General features: G+C 62.7%; 18 protein-coding genes and 1 tRNA gene. 15 read left to right on the top strand and 4 right to left on the bottom strand.

All coding sequences use genetic code 11. From position 1 onward, the window contains the following. From ACEW8G_RS10075 to ACEW8G_RS10055, 5 genes are all read left to right on the top strand, one after another. Positions 1-738 (top strand): DNA-processing protein DprA (locus ACEW8G_RS10075; RefSeq protein WP_373488292.1); only part of this gene is annotated, 738 nt, incomplete at its 5' end. A 91-nt stretch (positions 739-829) separates the two neighbouring features. Next, positions 830-3,421: a type I DNA topoisomerase gene (topA, locus tag ACEW8G_RS10070; protein ID WP_373488291.1), complete on the top strand. Its 2,592-nt coding sequence runs from the start codon at positions 830-832 to the stop codon at positions 3,419-3,421. Positions 3,422-3,818: 397 nt separating this feature from the next. Then, complete coding sequence (locus ACEW8G_RS10065) at positions 3,819-4,580, top strand: alpha/beta fold hydrolase (protein ID WP_373488290.1); 762 nt, start codon at positions 3,819-3,821, stop codon at positions 4,578-4,580. Positions 4,581-4,899: 319 nt separating this feature from the next. Further along, positions 4,900-5,454, top strand: a complete 555-nt coding sequence (locus ACEW8G_RS10060) for a T4SS efffector SepA family protein (RefSeq protein ID WP_373488289.1) — start codon at positions 4,900-4,902, stop codon at positions 5,452-5,454. Positions 5,455-5,457: 3 nt separating this feature from the next. Next, positions 5,458-5,937: a hypothetical protein gene (locus ACEW8G_RS10055; RefSeq protein WP_373488288.1), complete on the top strand. Its 480-nt coding sequence runs from the start codon at positions 5,458-5,460 to the stop codon at positions 5,935-5,937. 134 nt (positions 5,938-6,071) lie between these two features. Here the strand turns inward: ACEW8G_RS10055 and era are convergent, their stop codons facing one another. The 3 genes from era to lepB are packed head-to-tail and all read right to left on the bottom strand — an operon-like array spanning position 6,072 to position 8,475. After that, positions 6,072-6,995, bottom strand: a complete 924-nt coding sequence (gene era, locus ACEW8G_RS10050; protein WP_373488287.1) for a GTPase Era — start codon at positions 6,993-6,995, stop codon at positions 6,072-6,074. Next, on the bottom strand, positions 6,992-7,666 hold the full coding sequence (gene rnc, locus ACEW8G_RS10045; protein ID WP_373488286.1) for a ribonuclease III: 675 nt from the start codon (positions 7,664-7,666) through the stop codon (positions 6,992-6,994). The genes era and rnc overlap by 4 nt, the downstream gene beginning before the upstream one ends. After that, complete coding sequence (gene lepB / locus ACEW8G_RS10040) at positions 7,663-8,475, bottom strand: signal peptidase I (protein WP_373488285.1); 813 nt, start codon at positions 8,473-8,475, stop codon at positions 7,663-7,665. Before lepB ends, rnc begins: the two co-directional genes overlap by 4 nt. 140 nt (positions 8,476-8,615) lie before the next feature. On the opposite strand from lepB, the gene pgi reads away from it, so the two are divergent. From pgi to ACEW8G_RS09995, 9 genes are all read left to right on the top strand, one after another. After that, positions 8,616-10,133 (top strand): glucose-6-phosphate isomerase, encoded by a 1,518-nt coding sequence (pgi, locus tag ACEW8G_RS10035; RefSeq protein WP_373488284.1) that lies wholly within the window; start codon positions 8,616-8,618, stop codon positions 10,131-10,133. A gap of 25 nt (positions 10,134-10,158) precedes the next feature. Next, positions 10,159-11,505 carry a glutathione-disulfide reductase gene (gene gorA / locus ACEW8G_RS10030; RefSeq protein ID WP_373488283.1) on the top strand — a complete coding sequence of 449 codons (1,347 nt, stop codon included), beginning with the start codon at positions 10,159-10,161 and terminating at the stop codon, positions 11,503-11,505. An 87-nt stretch (positions 11,506-11,592) separates the two neighbouring features. Then, positions 11,593-12,609: an NAD-dependent epimerase/dehydratase family protein gene (locus ACEW8G_RS10025; protein WP_373488282.1), complete on the top strand. Its 1,017-nt coding sequence runs from the start codon at positions 11,593-11,595 to the stop codon at positions 12,607-12,609. A 150-nt stretch (positions 12,610-12,759) separates the two neighbouring features. Continuing rightward, entirely contained in the window at positions 12,760-14,286 is a 1,527-nt protein-coding gene (locus tag ACEW8G_RS10020; protein WP_373488281.1) for an acyl-CoA carboxylase subunit beta, read from the top strand. A 6-nt stretch (positions 14,287-14,292) separates the two neighbouring features. After that, positions 14,293-14,526 carry a hypothetical protein gene (locus ACEW8G_RS10015; RefSeq protein ID WP_373488280.1) on the top strand — a complete coding sequence of 78 codons (234 nt, stop codon included), beginning with the start codon at positions 14,293-14,295 and terminating at the stop codon, positions 14,524-14,526. A 213-nt stretch (positions 14,527-14,739) separates the two neighbouring features. Further along, positions 14,740-15,024 (top strand): hypothetical protein, encoded by a 285-nt coding sequence (locus tag ACEW8G_RS10010; protein ID WP_373488279.1) that lies wholly within the window; start codon positions 14,740-14,742, stop codon positions 15,022-15,024. Next, positions 15,021-15,239 carry a hypothetical protein gene (locus ACEW8G_RS10005; protein ID WP_373488278.1) on the top strand — a complete coding sequence of 73 codons (219 nt, stop codon included), beginning with the start codon at positions 15,021-15,023 and terminating at the stop codon, positions 15,237-15,239. The genes ACEW8G_RS10010 and ACEW8G_RS10005 overlap by 4 nt, the downstream gene beginning before the upstream one ends. 2 nt (positions 15,240-15,241) lie before the next feature. After that, positions 15,242-15,688: a methylmalonyl-CoA epimerase gene (mce, locus tag ACEW8G_RS10000; protein ID WP_373488277.1), complete on the top strand. Its 447-nt coding sequence runs from the start codon at positions 15,242-15,244 to the stop codon at positions 15,686-15,688. Positions 15,689-15,835: 147 nt separating this feature from the next. Further along, positions 15,836-16,618, top strand: coding sequence for an enoyl-CoA hydratase-related protein (locus ACEW8G_RS09995; RefSeq protein WP_373488293.1), 783 nt, complete (start codon positions 15,836-15,838; stop codon positions 16,616-16,618). 7 nt (positions 16,619-16,625) lie between these two features. Here the strand turns inward: ACEW8G_RS09995 and ACEW8G_RS09990 are convergent. Further along, a tRNA-Cys gene (locus tag ACEW8G_RS09990) sits at positions 16,626-16,699 on the bottom strand. Between the two features lie 203 nt (positions 16,700-16,902). Here ACEW8G_RS09990 and ACEW8G_RS09985 point away from each other — a divergent pair. Continuing rightward, positions 16,903-17,461, top strand: a 559-nt coding sequence (locus ACEW8G_RS09985; protein ID WP_373488276.1) for a protein-L-isoaspartate O-methyltransferase, incomplete at its 3' end; no start/stop codon positions are given.

Genomic DNA, 17,461 nt, shown 5'->3' with positions numbered 1-17,461 from the left:
ATCGCGGGCGAACTGGCCGAAGCGGGCTATCTGGTCGTCTCAGGCCTCGCGCGCGGCATCGATTCAGCCGCGCACAATGGTGCGCTGCAGATCGCCGGGAGCGGGCAGGCGCGCACCGCAGGCGTCATCGCATCGGGCATCGACATCGCCTATCCGCCCGAAAACCGTGCGCTGCAGGCCGAGATGGGGCATCGCGCGCTGGTGATCGCTGAACAGCCGCCGGGCAGCGAGCCGCTGGCGCGGCACTTCCCCTATCGCAACCGCATCATTGCCGGGCTGGCGCTGGGAACGCTCGTGGTCGAGGCCGCGCCGAAATCAGGATCGCTGATCACCGCGCGGCTGGCGGCAGAGGCAGGGCGCGACGTGATGGCCATCCCCGGATCGCCGCTCGATGCGCGCTCGCGCGGCTGCAACGAGCTGATCCGCAGCGGCGCCACGCTTGTACAGAGCATCGGCGATATCCTTGAGTTGATCGAACCGTTCGCCGCCGGACAGCGGCTGCCGCGCGGACCGGTGCTCGCAGATCCGCCGCTGTTCGCCGCTACCGCCCATTTCAGCGAGCCCGACGATCTGGCGCGCCGCATGCTGGTCGATTTGCTGGGCACGGTGCCGGTGGCGGTCGACGAGCTGGCGCGCCAGTCAGGGCTGAACTTGGGCGCGGTGCAGGCGGTGTTGCTCGATCTCGAACTCGCCGGTCGGATCGAGCGTCATGCGGCAGGCCGGGTGTCGCTGGTCTGACACATATTTCGCGCTATGGAAGCCCCTTGACGAAGGGCAAAAACCCCGTCCAGCTATACGCACACGCGAGAGATTTCAGAAAGTCCAATCAATGCAACTGGTTATCGTCGAGTCGCCGGCCAAGGCCAAGACCATCGAAAAATATCTTGGGGCGGATTACCGGGTGCTGGCATCTTACGGACACATTCGCGATCTCGCACCCAAGGATGGCTCTGTCGATCCCGACCATGATTTCGACATGGTCTGGGAGGCCTATGCCGACAAGACCCGGCAGCTCAAAGCCATCACCGACGAGGCCAAGAAGGCCGACCGCCTGATCCTCGCGACCGACCCTGACCGCGAGGGCGAGGCGATCAGCTGGCACGTGCTCGAGGTGCTCAAAAAGCGCAAGGTGCTGCCCAAGGAGGTCGAGCGCGTGACCTTCAACGCGATCACCAAAAAGGCGGTGACCGAGGCGATGGCCGCGCCGCGTCAGCTCGATGATGACCTGATCGATGCCTATCGCGCGCGCCGGGCACTTGATTATCTGGTCGGCTTCACGCTGTCGCCGGTGCTGTGGCGCAAGCTGCCCGGCGCGAAATCGGCGGGCCGGGTGCAATCGGTGGCGCTGCGGCTGATCGTCGAGCGCGAGCGCGAGATCGAGGCGTTCACCGCGCAGGAATACTGGTCGGTCACCGCGCAGATGGAGCAGGGCGGCCAGCCCTTCACCGCGCGGCTGGTGCGGCTCGAGGGTGAGAAGCTCGACAAGCTGTCGCTGGGCAATGCAGGCGCAGCAGAGGCGGCGAAGGCCAAGGTCGAGGCCGGGCATTTCGTGGTCGAGACGGTCGAGACCAAGCCCTTGAAGCGCAACCCGCCGCCGCCGTTCACGACATCGACGCTGCAGCAGGAGGCGGCGCGCAAGCTCGGCTTCTCGGCCAGCCACACGATGCGCATTGCACAGGGCCTGTATGAGGACGGCGCGATCACCTATATGCGGACCGACGGGGTGCAGATGGACGCGGGCGCGATCCAGGAAGCGCGCAAGGCGATTGCGGACCGCTATTCGGGCCATTACCTGTCCGAAACCCCGCGCCAGTACCAGACCAAGGCGAAGAACGCGCAGGAAGCGCACGAGGCGATCCGCCCCACCGATTTTTCGCGCGACAAGGCAGGTTCCGCCGACCATGCGCGGCTGTACGACCTGATCTTCAAGCGCGCGCTGGCCAGCCAGATGGCGACGGCGCAGCTTGAGCGCACCGTGGTCGAGCTGGTCGACGGCACGGGCCGCACCGCGCTGCGCGCCAATGGCCAGGTGGTCAAGTTCCCCGGCTTCCTCGCGCTCTACGAGGAAGGTCTGGACGACAGCGACAGCGATGACGGCGGCCTGCTGCCGATCATGTCCAAGGGCGACAGCCCGGCCAAGAAATCGGTCGATGCGGTGCAGCATTTCACCCAGCCGCCGCCGCGCTTTTCGGAAGCGTCGCTGGTCAAGCGGCTTGAGGAACTGGGCATCGGGCGGCCTTCAACCTACGCCTCGATCATTCAGGTGCTGAAGGATCGATCCTATGTGAAGGTCGAGAAAAACCGTTTCTTTGCAGAGGAATCGGGGCGATTGCTGACAGGTTTTCTGGAACGGTTTTTTGAACGTTATGTCGCCTATGACTTTACCGCAGGGCTTGAGGAAGAGCTCGACGATGTCAGCGGCGGGCGTGCGGAATGGCGCAAGGTGCTTGAAGCGTTCTGGCGTGATTTCAAGCCCAAGACCGCCGAGGTGATGGAGCGCCAGCCGTCTGAAATCACCGCCGAGCTCGACATCTTCCTTGAGCCGTACCTGTTCCCCAAGCTTGCCGATGGCGGCGATCCGCGCCTGTGTCCCAAGTGCAACGAGGGCCGTCTCGCGCTGCGCGGCGGCAAGTTCGGCGCGTTCGTCGCGTGCTCGAACTATCCCGAATGCAAATACACTCGCCGTTTCGCGCAAGGCGGCGGCGAGGGCGATGGCGGCGACAGCGGCCCCGAAGAGCTGGGCACCGATCCGGCGAGCGGCGAGCCGGTGACCAAGCGCAGCGGGCGTTTCGGCCCCTATGTCCAGCTGGGCGAGGGCAAGGAGGCGAAGCGCTCGTCGATCCCCAAGGACGTGCCGGGCGAGGATTTCGGGCTGGACTGGGCGCTCAAGCTGCTCTCGCTGCCGCGCGAGATCGGCGCGCACCCCGAAACCGGCCAGGTGATTACCGCGAGCATCGGCCGCTATGGACCGTATCTGTCGCACAACGGCAAATACGCCAAGCTCGGCGGCACGATGGAGGTGTTCGAAACCGGCATGAACGCCGCCGTGGTCAAGCTCGCCGAGGCGCTCGCCAACCCCGGCCGCGCCAACCGCGCCGCGCCCGCTCCGCTGAAAGTGCTCGGCAAGAACCCGGCGACCGATACCGACGTCAAGATCATGGACGGCCGCTACGGCGCCTACGTCACCGACGGCAGCGTCAACGCGACCATCCCCAAGGACGTCAACAAGGACGAACTGACGCTGGAAGCGGCGCTGGCGCTGATCGCCGAACGCGCCGCCAAGGCTCCGGCGAAGAAAGGCAAGAAGCCGGCAGCGAAGAAGGCGGCGCCGAAGAAAGCGGCGGTGAAGAAGGCTCCGGCGAAGAAGCCCGCGCCCAAAAAAGCAGCGGCGAAAAAGGCACCCGCAAAGACCGAAAGCTAGGCCCCGCGCGCAGCCCTGCACCCAAGCCCGCTCAGCCTGAGCCTGTCGAAGGCCCCGCGCCAACCGCAGCGGATGCGCCCTCCCGTTCTCCGGCGAAAGCCGGGGTCCAGGGGCGGGGTTGCGCCGTAGACGCTCTGGATTCCGGCATGCGCCGGAAAACGGCGGATTGCGACCAGAGGGTTGACGCGCAGCGGTGACCCAATTGCGTCATGCTGAACCCTTCGACTTCGCTCAGGACAGGTTCGTTTCAGCATCCATCGTGCGTCTGGGCAAGGTTCGTGCGAAACGAGACATGGATCCTGAAACGAGTTCAGGATGACGGACACTGATAGCGCTGCTCTTATCGCGCCATCCTTGCCGGATTAACACCCCTGCAGAGGTATGATAATCGAACCTCATGACCGAGCAGGTGATATACTTCCACGGGCTTCCCGGCGGCGCAGGTGAGCTGGCGCTGTTCGATGCCGATGTGGCCCCTGCGCGTGCACACGTGCATGTCCTTGACCGGTCCTGCGGCTTGTCGCCCAATAGCCGGGCCACCTATTTCGCGACGCTCGCTGCCGCCATTCAGACGCAAAATCCCGGCGCAGCACTGCGCCTCGTCGGCTTTTCGTTAGGGGCGAGCGCGGCCCTGCGCACCGCGCCGTTTCTGGGATCGCAGGTCGCCAGCATCGATCTCATATCCGCAGCCGCGCCGCTCGGCCTCGGCGATTATCTTGATGGCATGGCGGGCGCGCCGGTGTTCAGGCTCGCCCGGTCGAGCCCGTTGCTGTTCGCGGCGCTGGCGCGGTTGCAATCGGGCGTGGCCAGGATTGCCCCGGGCAAGCTCTACGATGCACTGTTCGCCTCTGCGCAGGGCGAGGACCGGACATTGAGTGCGGACCCGGCCTTCAAGGCCGCGATGCTGCCGGTCCTGCAGCAGTCGCTCGGCCCCGGCCTCGGCACCTACCGCCGCGAAATCGCGCTGTACGTGCAGGACTGGGTGGCCGAACTCGATCGGGTGACGCAGCCGGTCACGCTCTATCACGGCAGCGCCGACAACTGGTCACCGGCCACAATGGCACAAGACCTCGCCCACCGCCTGCCACGCGTCGAGGCGCTGCACCTGCTCGATGGCCTGTCGCATTATTCGACGCTGCGGGAATACGGGCTGCGTTGATTTATTGTGCCGAGTGAAGTGCTGCGTCTGGGCGGCCGCGTTTAGACTAACTCCTCGGGAATTCCCGACAATCCGCGCACCGGCGTCGCGCATCTTGTCAAGCAGAAACAGATGTTTGCCGGGTTTTTTGGTGCCGAGGAACGCAAGCTTTTCGTCAAGCTCCAGCACGATAGACTTGGGACAGCGCCGGTGCCATCGTTTCGGGTCTTCATATCGCCTGTGGCACGATCATAAGATTTATATTGACAATATGAGCGCTATAGACCATATGAACACTACGGTGGCGGTCAGTGGCTCACCAGATTATAGGAGGCTCTATATGGTTTATGCGATTGAATTGCCCGATGAACTTTTTGCACGCCTGCAAAGGCACGCAATCCCTCTTGTTGATACTCCTGTTTCAGTCATTGAGCGCGCTCTTCGCGCACTTGAAGCTGGCGACGAAGATCCGGGATCGGGTGCTAAAAGTGATGCCAACAGGACCTTTAACCCTGCCGCCCCGCCTGACCTAAGCTTCACCACGTTGAAGAACGCAAAGATCGGCGGGAAATTACTTCCGAAGTCAGATACGTTTTGGAACTCAGTAATGAACGCCGTCATCGTTGAAGCAGCGGCACGCGGTATCGCAACCCAAGACATCCTTGATATGATAACGGTGAATAGCCAAGCGGGTCAGCGGGAAGACAGCGGGTTCAAATACCTCGAGACTGCAGGACTATCAATCCAAGGGCAGGCAGCCAACTCGGCTTGGCGACAAGCGTATGTCATCGCATCTAGCTTCGGTATCGAATTGGACGTCTCGTTCGTTTGGCAAGCCAACGAAAAGGCAGCCATGCCGAATTCTTCAGGTTCCTTTTTTGTCGAAGGAGCCTAGTCGATGACGCAAATAGGAACCGATGCGCAGGCAAAGAATGCTCTGCAGATCATCGCAAGGTGCAGCGACCCCAAGCAGCTCGCTAGGATTGCTGATAACGCGCTTAGGCTTGACCAGCCCACCGTTCGCCGCGCCGCTTTGCTTCGCCTTTATGCAATTTCGCCATCCGCCCACCCGGGGACTCTTGAGCACGACGTCTGGCAGAGCATATTTGCGCTAGAAGGCGCGTTGAAGGAAGAACGAGGAAAGACCATCCTGCTTTCGCGCACCCGACAAAAGATTAAACGGGATGGCGAGCATCAAACGGTAGCCGATCTGGTATTGGGCAATGTCTCGGATGGATTTCGAATGCTGATAGACCGCGGGATGCCGGAATTGACCTTCGAAGCGGTAGCCCTACGCCATCAAAACGAGTTCAAAGAGGAGGTTCTGTCTGCTGCAGACAAAAGGCTGCGCGAGTTTGCCATCAACTTTCGCAACTGAATAGCTGTGCCAGCCCTTCAAGGCACCTTTTCTCTTGATGGTGGCAAATTTGTGGGCGACAATATTGCACTGCGAAGACTCACATTCTTCGCCTTCTAACCTAACTCTGTGCGGGCGAGCGTAGTTCTCCTGTCCTACTTCACCCACCCCAGCCCAATCGTCTCATAAATCTCGCGGTCTTCGTCCCAACCTTCCTGCACCTTGACGTGCAGGTAAAGGTGGATGTCCACCCCCAGCACCTTCGCCAGCTCACCCCGCGCCTTTTCCCCGATTTCCTTGATCCGTGAACCGCCTTTGCCCAGCACGATGGCGCGTTGGGTTTCGCGGGCGACGAGGATTTGTTGGTGGATTTCGACCGAGCCATCCTTGCGGGTGACGTATTTCTCCGGGACCACCGCGCTGGCATAGGGCAGTTCGGCGTGGAGCTGGTTGAACAGCTGTTCGCGGGTGATTTCGGTGGCAAGGATGCGTTCGCTGGCGTCTGATACCTGATCTTCGGGGAAGTGCCACACGCCTTCGGGCATCGCGGCGGCGAGCCACGCTTTCAGCTCGGGCACGCCGTCGCCGGTCATCGCGCTGACGAAGAACACCTCGTCGAACTTGCCCGCCGCGTGCAGTTTCTGCGCCTGGATCAGCAGCTTGTCCTTGGCGGCGATATCGACCTTGTTGAGCACCAGAATCTTGCGTTCGCGGCGGCTCGCCAGCTGCTCGACCAACCTGGTCAGCCGCTCGTTGAGCTTGGCCTTGGCATCGACCACCAATGCGATCACGTCCGCGCCGTCCGAGCCTTCCCACGCTGCGCTCACCATCGCGCGGTCGAAGCGGCGATGGGGATCGAAAATGCCCGGCGTATCGACCAGCATGATTTGTGTCTCGCCCGCGATCGCGATGCCGAGCAAGCGGACGCGCGTCGTCTGCGCCTTGGGGCTGGTGATCGCGACCTTCTGCCCGACCAGCTGGTTGACGAGCGTGGACTTGCCCGCATTCGGCGCGCCGATGACGGCGACGAGTCCGCAGCGGGCCGGGCTGATGGGGGGTGTGGGGGTATCTTCGGTCATAAATTATGCTCCGCCAGAAACTGCCTTGCGGCTTGCGTCTCGGCTTCCTGTTTGCTGCTGCCGGTCGCTTCTGCTGCGCCCAGCCCCTTGATCTCGACGCGCACGGTAAAGCGCAGGTCATGGTCCGGCCCTGATTTGCCCAGCATGATGTAAACCGGGGTCTTGCGATTACGCGCCGCCGCCCACTCCTGCAATTCGGATTTGGGGTGGCGCGGGGCCTCGCTGATCGCGGCGATGCGTGTCGCCCAGTGACGCTCGATGAACGCCCTTGCGCTCGCCATGCCGCCATCGAGATACAGCGCGCCGATCAACGCCTCGACGACATCGCCAAGGATGTTGGTGCTGCCCGCGCCGCCATCGTCGCGCGCCTGCTTGCCCAGCCGGATGAGCGGGCCAAGGCTGCACGCGCGCGCAATCTCGGCGCAGCTCTCGCGCGAGACGAGGCGGTTGAGGAACGATGACATCTGCCCCTCGCTCGCCTGCGGGAAGCGCGCGATCAGCAGGTCGGCGATGACCATGCCCAGCACCCGGTCGCCGAGAAATTCGAGCCGCTGGTAATCGGGGGTGAGGCCGGTGCTGCCGTGGGTGAGCGCCTGGACGAACAGGCCGGGGTCACGGGGCATGTGATCGATGATCGGCTGCAGCGCCGCCAGATCAACCGGTTGGCTCAAAAGCCTTCCCCGATGCGGTCCCAGCGCGCCGCAGTAAACCAGGTCCACGGCAGGAACAGGCTGGCTGACCCATCGGTCGAGAAGATCGAGACGAGCGCGCGGCCCACCAGAAATTCCTGCGGCACGATGCCGATTCCCTGGCCATCGATCGCGGGGAAGCGGCTGTCGAGGCTGTTGTCGCGGTTGTCGCCCATCAGGAACATATGGCCCTGCGGCACGGTGATGACTTCGGTGTCGTCGCGCGGCGCGTCGATCAGATCGAGAATGTAATAGGATTTGCCGTTGGGCAGGGTCTCGCGGAAGCGCGGGTAGCTGCACACCGCGCTTCCCTGCGGGCCTTCAATCTGGAAGCTGCGGTCATAGCAGCGCGTGTTGGGCGAGACGGGGATGATGAAATCGGCGACCTGCTCGCGCTGCACCTGCTTGCCGTTGAGCCACAAATCGCCGTCGCGCATCTGCACGGTGTCGCCGGGCAGGCCGATGACCCGCTTGATATAGTCGGTGTTGGCCTCAGGCGGGGCCTTGAACACCACGACATCGCCGTGGTCCGGCTGGCTCGCCATGATGCGTCCGGGGATCAGCGGCAGATTGAACGGCATCGAATAGCGCGAATAGCCATAGGACCATTTCGACACGAGCAGATAATCGCCCACCACCAGCCGGGGCTGCATCGATTCCGACGGGATATTGAACGGCGAAACGATAAAGCTGCGCAAAATGAAGAAGAAAATCGCAAGCTTGACCAGAAACAGCAGAAAATCTGCGGTTTCTGACCTGGGTTTCGGGGCGGTGGCGGCGGTTTCGTTCATTGGCTCCCTTTGCTGATGCCCCCTTGCGCCGTCAAGCCTTTGTCGGCAGTCAGAGCGCCATAAGAATCAGGCATGATGCGCCATTCTGGCCCATCCGGGTGCACGTCGCCAGCCACCGCAACAAACAAGGGACCATGTTGATGTCAACCGAGGCCGATGCGATCTGGCAAGCGATCGAGGATTATCCGGCCCGGCCGCTGGCCAAGTTGTTCGCTGATGATGACGCACGGCTGGAGATGCTGTCGCACCGGCTGGACCTTGGCGACACCGACATTCTGTTCGATTTTTCCAAGACCCATCTTGATGCCGGGCTGCTTGGGCTGTTTCATGATCTGGCCAAGGCGATGCATCTTGCGGGGATGCGCGACCAGTTGCTGGCGGGCGCGAAGATCAACATCAGCGAGGACCGCGCCGCCGAACATCCGGCAGAGCGCGGCACCGGCGCGGCCGATGCGGTGCGCCAAGCAGACGCGCTGCACATGCGCATGGCAGCCTTGGTCAGCGCGATTGATGAGGGCGTGTTCGGCGACATCAAGCATGTGCTGCACATCGGCATTGGCGGATCGGCGCTGGGGCCCAAGCTGATCGTCGATGCGCTGGCGCGCGATGGTGATCGCTATGACATCGCGGTGGTCTCCAACGTCGATGGCGCGGCGCTGTCCGAGGCGGTCAGCCGCTTCGACCCCAGCCGGACATTGGTCGCCATCGCCTCAAAGACCTTCACCACCACCGAAACATTGCTCAATGCCAACAGCGCGATCGAATGGCTGCGCGCTAGCGGCGTGGAAGACCCCTATGGCCGTCTGGTCGCACTCACCGCCGCGCCCGAAAAAGCTGCCGAATGGGGCATCGACGAAACCCGCATCCTGCCGTTTTCTGACACTGTCGGCGGGCGCTATTCGGTGTGGTCGAGCATCGGCTTTCCGGTGGCGATGGCGCTGGGCAATGAGGCCTTTGCCGCATTCCGCGCCGGAGCCGCCGCGATGGACGCGCATTTTGCTTCCGCCCCGCTGGAGCGCAACCTGCCGGTGCTCGCGGCCTTTGTGGACCTGTATTATGCGCAGGCGCGCCGCTGCCAGACCCGCGCCGTGTTCGCTTATGACGAGCGGCTGCGGCTGCTGCCCGATTTCCTCCAGCAGCTCGAGATGGAGAGCAACGGCAAGCGCGTGCTGCGCGATGGCAGCGCGCTCACCCGGCCGAGCTCGCCCATCGTGTGGGGCGGGGTGGGCACCGATGCGCAGCATGCGGTGTTCCAGCTGCTGCATCAGGGCACCCACCTCACCCCGGTCGAGTTCATCGCCGCGCGGCTACCCGATCATGAGTTCGATGCCGAGCATCACCAGATTTTGCTCACCAACTGCTTTGCGCAAGGGTCGGCCCTGATGACCGGCAAGGCGAGCGATGACCCGCAGCGCAGCTACCCAGGTGACCGCCCGTCGACCACCATCCTGCTGGACACCATCGATCCCAAAAGCCTTGGCGCGCTGGTTGCGTTCTACGAACACCGCACCTTTGCCAACGCGATGCTGCTGGGAATCAACCCTTTTGACCAGTTCGGTGTTGAACTGGGCAAGGAAATCGCCAAATCCATCGGCGAGCGCCAGTCCGGCGATTTCGACCCCTCCACCCGCGCGCTGATCGAGGCTGCCGGGCTTTAAGGGGGCGCTACGGAGATTAGATTGCATGAGTGAGTATGATTTCGACCTGTTCGTCATCGGGGCAGGATCAGGCGGCGTGCGCGCGTCGCGCGTCGCCTCTGCTTATGGCGCCAAGGTGGCGGTGGCAGAGGAACATCGCGTCGGCGGCACATGCGTCATTCGCGGCTGCGTCCCCAAGAAGCTGCTGGTATATGGATCACATTTTGCCGAGGACCTTGAGGACGCGAAAAACTACGGCTGGACCATCGAGGGCGCCAGCTTCAGCTGGCCCGCGCTGCGCGACCATGTGCTGAACGATGTCGACCGGCTGAACGCGGCCTATACCACCACGCTCAACAATCACGATGTCCACATCTTCCACGAACGCGCGACGATCATCGCGCCGCACCGGGTGAGGCTGGCCAGCGGGCAGGAGGTCAGCGCGAAGTTCATCCTGATCGCCACCGGCGCGCGGCCGTTCGTGCCTGAATTTCCGGGCTCGGACCTGTGCATCACCTCCAACGAGATGTTCCACCTCGATGCATTGCCCAAGCGCGCGGTGATCGCGGGCGGCGGCTATATCGCCAACGAGTTTGCCGGGATTTTGAACGCGCTTGGCACGCGCGTCACCGTTGTTAATCGCGGCAACACGATCCTGCGCGGCTATGACGAGCAGGTCCGCGACCGGCTGCTGCAGATCTACATGACCAAGGGCATCGAGTTCAAGTTCAAGGCCCCGTTCGAGAAGGTCGAAAAGCGCGAGGATGGCACACTCGACGTGTATCTCACCGGCCACGACCCGATCCACGCCGATATCGTGCTGTTCGCCACCGGCCGCGTACCCAATGTCGAAGGGCTGGGGCTGGGGCATGTCGGGATCACCCCCGACGATCTTGGCGCGATCCCGGTCGACGACTACAGCAAGACGTCGTGCGACAGCATCTATGCGGTCGGCGATGTCACCAACCGGGTGCAGCTGACCCCGGTCGCGATCCGCGAGGGCCAGGCCTTTGCCGACACAGTGTTCGGAGACAAGCCCAGCACGGTCGACTATGGCTGCATCCCCGCAGCTGTGTTCTCGCAGCCGCCGATCGCCTCGGTCGGCCTTACCGAAGGCGAGGCGCGCAACCGCTATGGCAACATCCGCGTCTATTCGTCTGATTTCCGCCCGATGCGCAACGTCTTCGCGCACCGCGCCGAACGCGGGCTCTACAAGATGATCACCGAGGAGCCATCGGGGCGCATCCTGGGCCTGCACATGATCGGCCCGGATTCGCCCGAGATCCTGCAGGCAGCTGCTGTCGCGGTGAAGGCGGGGCTGACCAAGCAGGCGTTCGACGACACCGTGGCACTGCACCCGAGCATGGCCGAGGAACTCGTGCTGCTCAAGTAAGCCGTGGCGGGCGCACGCCGCACATTGCCCTGATCAGCGCACCGCCTTATCCTTGCCCCCTACGTGATAGCAGGGGAGGGCGGTGCGATGACGGGCAAGGTGCTGGTGACCGGCGGGTCGGGTTATATTGCGGGGTTTCTGATCCGCCAGCTGGTCGATGCCGGCTGGACCGTGCACACCACCGTGCGCAAGCTGTCGCGCGAAGCCCGGGTGCGCCAGACTTTGGGGCTTGCCGACGACCGGCTCGCCTTTTTTGCCGCCGATCTTGAGAATGATGCCGGCTGGGCCGATGCGATGGCCGGATGCAGCCATGTCGCGCATGTCGCATCGCCGTTCCCGCTCGGCGTGCCCAGCCATCCCGATGAGCTGATCGTCCCCGCGCGCGAAGGGGCGCTGCGCGCGCTGCGCTTTGCCAAGGAGGCCGGGGTGCGGCGCTTTGTGCTCACCTCGTCGATGGCGGCGATCGCCTATGGCCATGGCAAAGGGGTGCGGATGAACACCGAGGCCGACTGGACCAACATCAACGACCCCGGCGTGATGCCCTATATCCGGTCCAAGACGATTGCCGAACGCGCCGCGCGCGACTGGGTGGCCGCGCACGGCGGCGACATGGAATTTGCCTCGGTCAACCCGGCGGCGGTGTTCGGTCCGCTGCTCAGCGATGACATCTCGACCTCGATCGAGGTGGTCAAGCAGCTGCTCGAGGGCAAGGTGCCGATGTGCCCCGATGTCGGCTTTGGCATTATCGATGTGCGCGATGTCGCCGATCTGCACGTGCGCGCGCTGACCGCAGCCGACATCCGCGATGAGCGCTATGTCTGCTCGGGGCCGTTCCTCAAGATGATCGATGTCGCAAACATCCTGTGCGCCAATCTGGGCGAGAGGGCGCGCAAGGTGCCGACACGGCGGATGCCCGACTGGTTGCTCAAGGCAATGGCGCTGCTGCGCCCCGAGCTCAAACAGCTGGTCGCAGAGCTCGGCAATGTGCGCGGCGGCGATTCCAGCCATGCCATGACCACATTGGGCTGGACGATGCGTCCGCCCGAAGAAGCGTTGCTGGCGACCGCCCACAGTCTGATCGAACGTGGCATGGTCAAGGTCTGAGCCTTTCTGCCCTACGGATTGTCGCTGCGGAATTGAACTGTGAGCGCCACCGGCCTGCAAGCATTCGATGTGCGGGTGCACAATTTTTGCATTGCCTGACCGCGCAAAGGCTGAAAAGAGGACGGTCAAAGACCAGTCAGGGAGAGCGCCATGCAGGCCATATTGGAAGAGTTGGCAGAGCGGCGCGACAAGGCGCAATTGGGCGGCGGCGAAAAGCGCATCGCGGCGCAGCACAGCAAAGGCAAGCTGACCGCGCGCGAACGAATCGATGTGCTGCTTGATCCGGGCAGCTTTGAAGAACTCGACATGTATGTCGAACACAACTGCACCGATTTTGGCATGCAGGACCAGATCATCCCCGGCGATGGCGTGGTCACCGGATCGGGCACCATCAATGGTCGACTGGTGTTTGTGTTCAGCCAGGACTTCACGGTGTTCGGCGGGTCGCTGTCTGAACGGCACGCGCAGAAGATCTGCAAGATCATGGATATGGCGATGAAGGTTGGCGCGCCGGTGATCGGCCTCAACGATTCGGGCGGCGCGCGCATTCAGGAGGGCGTCGCGTCGCTCGGTGGCTATGCCGAAGTGTTCCAGCGCAACGTGCTGGCGAGCGGCGTCGTGCCGCAGCTCTCGCTGATCATGGGGCCATGCGCAGGCGGCGCGGTCTATTCGCCCGCGATGACCGACTTCATCTTCATGGTGAAGGATTCGAGCTACATGTTTGTCACCGGCCCCGATGTGGTCAAGACCGTGACCAACGAGGTGGTAACCCAGGAGGAGCTTGGCGGCGCGGTGACGCATACGGCGAAATCGGGCGTCGCCGATGTGGCGTTCGACAACGACATCGAGGCTTTGCTCGCGGCGCGCGACCTGATCGATTACCTGCCGCTGTCGAACCGCGAAGACCTGCCCGAGCGGCCGACCGCCGACCCTTGGGATCGCATTGAAAACAGCCTCGATATGCTGATCCCGGCCAACCCGAACATGCCCTATGACATGCACGAGCTGATCAAAAAGACGCTCGACGAGGGCGAATTCTTTGAAATCCAGCCAAGCCATGCGGGCAATATCATCACCGGCTTCGGCCGCATCGAGGGCCGCACCGTTGGCGTCGTCGCCAACCAGCCGATGGTGCTGGCCGGGTGTCTCGACATCAACTCGTCGAAAAAAGCCGCGCGCTTCGTGCGCTTCTGCGATTGTTTTGACATCCCGATCATCACCTTCGTCGACGTTCCCGGCTTCCTGCCCGGCGTGGCGCAGGAGCACAGCGGCATCATCAAGCACGGTGCGAAACTGCTGTTTGCCTATGCCGAGGCGACTGTGCCGAAGATCACCGTCATTACCCGCAAGGCCTATGGCGGCGCGTATGACGTGATGGCCTCAAAGCATCTGCGCGGTGACCTCAACTACGCCTGGCCCACCGCCGAAATCGCAGTGATGGGCGCGAAGGGCGCGGTCGAGATTATCTTCCGTGGGCGTACGGCAGACGAGATTGCCGAGCGCACCAAGGAATACGAGGCACGGTTCGCCAACCCGTTCGTGGCGGCGGCCAAGGGCTTCATCGACGAGGTGATCATGCCGCATTCGACCCGTCGAAGGATCGCGCTGGGGTTACGGAAGCTGCGGGGGAAGCAGCTGGAGAATCCCTGGAAGAAGCATGATAATATTCCGTTGTGAGGCATCATGATCGAATTCCAACTGGCGGGACTCGCACTTTCCAAGATCGTACTCGCTGTATTTTCAATTGCGGCTGCAATTTTTATAGGCGTCAAATTAACTAATCGAACAAGTCGTTTATGGGGATGGATTGGCGGACTTGTGACTTTTGGAATTGTTGGCGTCATGATAGCTTCAGCTACAATAGGAATAGATCAAAGAATTTGCCGACTTGATGAATTGGCTGACGAATGTGACTGAAACCGATAATGGCGAGAAATACCACGCCTCCCCTGCAAGGGGAGGGGGACCGTTCGCGCAGCGAATGGTGGAGGGGTGTCGCCGTCTCGATGGGGTATCACCCCTCCGTCAGGCTGCGCCTGCCACCTCCCCTTGCAGGGGAGGATTTAAGGGGTACGTTGCCACCCTTCCCACAAACCATTACAATGACATTGTAATGTGAAGGAGCGTGAGATGCAGACCGAGCGCGTGACGTTTTTGACCACCCCGGAGAACAAGGCACGTTTAACGAAACGTGCCGCTGCCAATGGCTTGTCGATGGGGGAGTATGTCCGTCGCAAGACTGACGACGATGACGATATGTCGCAGCAGGAGGAGGCCGAGCTTGCGGCTCTGATCGCAGAGATCAACGCTGCAGTCCCGAAGATGAACGCATCCATCGACCGAATGATCTCGACAATGGAAAAATCCCACCAGGAAACCGACGCGTTCTTGCGGAAAATGGGCGTACGCGAATGAGTCTGCTGAGCGAGGCCACATCTGCGCTGAAAAACGTCGTTCTGATGCAATCCAATATCGAGCGCCTGGAAAAAGTGACGGACCGGCAGGATCAGGACATTGCAGGCATCAGGGAGGCCATGTCGAAACTCAGTGAGCGGCTGGTGCGACTGGAGACAATCATCGACGAGGCGCGGGCGGATGCCCGTGCCCAACGACGACTGCCGAAGGAATGATTATGAAACTAGGCCGTCTCAACCACATCGGCGTTGCCACGCCCTCGATCGCAGATGCCATAGTCTTCTATCGTGATGTCATGGGTGCGACCAAGATCCACGCGCCGTTCGACCTGCCCGAGCAGGGCGTGAAGGTGTGCTTTGTCGATACGCCGGGAGCGGATGGGGCACTGAATGGCACGCAGATCGAACTGGTCGAGCCGTTGCCGGGCAACACCTCCATCGCCTCGTTCCTCGAGAAGAACCCGAACGGCGGGCAGCATCATTTGTGCTACGAGGTGCCCGATATTCACAGCGCAAAGGCGGAGTTTGAAGCGCTGGGCAAGCGGGTGCTGGGTGAACCGCGGATCGGTGCGCATGGTACGCTGATCTTCTTCGTGCATCCCAAGGATATGGGCGGCGTGCTGACCGAGATCATGGAGACGCCGAAGCCGGGCGAGGGGCATTGATACAGACAGCCCTCTCCCCTTCAGGGGAGAGGGAAGAGCCACGAAGTGGCGAAGGGAGAGGGGGTCGGAAGTCCCGCCAGCGTCGGGCGACTGCCCCTCTCCCAACCCTCTCCCCTGAAGGGGAGAGGGCTTTAGGGGAGAAAAATGATGACCTACGACACCATAAAGCTCGACATCGCCGACCAGATCGCCACCATCACATTGAACGTGCCCGAGCGGCTGAACGCGTGCTCGCTGCCGATGGCGGGCGAGATCAATGATGCGCTTGATCGGCTGGGCGATGCGCGCGCGCTTGTCATCACCGGCGCGGGCAAGGGCTTCTGCTCGGGTGCGGACTTGTCGGGTGGGCGGGACAGCTCGATTTCGGGCGGACAGGGCAGCTACAGGGCGCTGACCCAGCATTACAACCCGATGCTGCTCAAGCTGCACCGGCTGCACATTCCCACAATCAGCGCGGTCAACGGACCCGCAGCGGGCGTCGGCTGCTCGATCGGCCTTGCGCCCGATTTCGTGGTGGCCAGCGAGAGCGCGTATTTCCTGCAGGCGTTCGTCAACATCGGCCTCGTGCCCGATGGCGGCGCGAGCTGGATGCTCACCCGGCTGGCGGGCAAGGCGCGCGCGACCGAACTGATGATGCTCGGAGAGAAACTGGCCGCTGACAAAGCTGCCGAATGGGGACTGATCCATCGTTGCGTCGCCGACGACGCGTTGATGGACGAGGCGCATGCACTCACCGCGCGCCTTGCCAGGATGCCGACGCTCGCGCTCGGTGTGATGCGTGCCAATCTGCGCCGCGCGCTCGGCGGTGATCTTTCCGCTACGCTCGCCGACGAAGCGGACGGCCAGCGCCGCGCCGCCAACAGCGCCGACGCGATGATCGGCGCGAGCGCGTTCCTGACCAAGAACACGCCCGAGTTTACGGGCGAGTAGAAGGATGTGGAGGCCCGAGCCGGAATCGAACCGGCGTGCAAGGATTTGCAGTCCTCTGCGTAACCACTCCGCCATCGGGCCCCGGTACGCGGACACGAGCATCTGTGAGCCGCGCCCGCCAAAGTCAACCGCGTTTCGCCGCGGATGCGCCATCGGCGGTTGGCGTTCGCCGCGGCACGCTGTAACGCGCCCGAAAGCGCAACGACAGCAAAGCGTAGCGGGAAATTGATTCGACGCACTGTATTGGCCTTGCAATACAGTCGCCAGGGAGATAAGCAGCTGATATGTCGACACACGATAAGCCCTCTGATAGCGAATTTTTCGAACTCATGCGCCGCGCGATGGTCGACAGCCAGTTGCGCCCGTCGGACGTCACCGATCGCGCGATCGTCGCGGCGATGGCGAGCGTTCCCCGCGAACGCTTCGTGCCCGCCGATCGCGCCCGCGTTGCCTATACCGATCGCAGCATTCCGCTCGGCAACGGTCGCAGCCTCAACCCGCCGCTTACCGTCGGTCGCATGCTTGTCGCTGCCGATCTTTCGCGCGGCGACCACGTGCTGCTCGTCGGCGCGGCGACGGGCTACGTCGCCACACTGCTTTCGCACATAACGGCTGAGGTAATCGCGCTCGAAAGCGACGATGCGCTCGCCGATCGCGCCGAGGAAACGCTCGGCGAGCTTGCCAACGTTACGCTCGTTCGCGGGCCGCTCGCGAAGGGCTGGTCGAAGGCGGCACCCTATACGCTGATCCTCGTCGACGGCGCGGTCGACCATATCCCTGACACGTTTGCCGGCCAACTGGCACCCGGCGGGCGGCTTGTCACCGCGCTCGACGATCGCGGCG

Source organism: Blastomonas sp., from assembly GCF_041747255.1.
Taxonomy (GTDB): Bacteria; Pseudomonadota; Alphaproteobacteria; order Sphingomonadales; family Sphingomonadaceae; genus Blastomonas.
Note: the sequence above shows the minus strand (reverse complement) of the source record. Positions and strands in the feature narration are given on the sequence as shown.

Bases quoted from the DNA above. Each gene is read 5' to 3' on its own strand.
- lepB (WP_373488285.1), bottom strand. From the start codon at position 8,475: ATGAACGAAACCGCCGCCACCGCCCCGAAACCCAGGTCAGAAACCGCA.
- ACEW8G_RS10020 (WP_373488281.1), top strand. From the start codon at position 12,760: ATGCAGGCCATATTGGAAGAGTTGGCAGAGCGGCGCGACAAGGCGCAA.
- ACEW8G_RS10065 (WP_373488290.1), top strand. From the start codon at position 3,819: ATGACCGAGCAGGTGATATACTTCCACGGGCTTCCCGGCGGCGCAGGT.
- ACEW8G_RS10025 (WP_373488282.1), top strand. From the start codon at position 11,593: ATGACGGGCAAGGTGCTGGTGACCGGCGGGTCGGGTTATATTGCGGGG.
- mce (WP_373488277.1), top strand. From the start codon at position 15,242: ATGAAACTAGGCCGTCTCAACCACATCGGCGTTGCCACGCCCTCGATC.
- topA (WP_373488291.1), top strand. From the start codon at position 830: ATGCAACTGGTTATCGTCGAGTCGCCGGCCAAGGCCAAGACCATCGAA.
- ACEW8G_RS10060 (WP_373488289.1), top strand. From the start codon at position 4,900: ATGGTTTATGCGATTGAATTGCCCGATGAACTTTTTGCACGCCTGCAA.
- ACEW8G_RS10010 (WP_373488279.1), top strand. From the start codon at position 14,740: ATGCAGACCGAGCGCGTGACGTTTTTGACCACCCCGGAGAACAAGGCA.
- ACEW8G_RS10055 (WP_373488288.1), top strand. From the start codon at position 5,458: ATGACGCAAATAGGAACCGATGCGCAGGCAAAGAATGCTCTGCAGATC.
- era (WP_373488287.1), bottom strand. From the start codon at position 6,995: ATGACCGAAGATACCCCCACACCCCCCATCAGCCCGGCCCGCTGCGGA.
- pgi (WP_373488284.1), top strand. From the start codon at position 8,616: ATGTCAACCGAGGCCGATGCGATCTGGCAAGCGATCGAGGATTATCCG.
- gorA (WP_373488283.1), top strand. From the start codon at position 10,159: ATGAGTGAGTATGATTTCGACCTGTTCGTCATCGGGGCAGGATCAGGC.
- ACEW8G_RS10005 (WP_373488278.1), top strand. From the start codon at position 15,021: ATGAGTCTGCTGAGCGAGGCCACATCTGCGCTGAAAAACGTCGTTCTG.
- ACEW8G_RS09995 (WP_373488293.1), top strand. From the start codon at position 15,836: ATGACCTACGACACCATAAAGCTCGACATCGCCGACCAGATCGCCACC.
- ACEW8G_RS10015 (WP_373488280.1), top strand. From the start codon at position 14,293: ATGATCGAATTCCAACTGGCGGGACTCGCACTTTCCAAGATCGTACTC.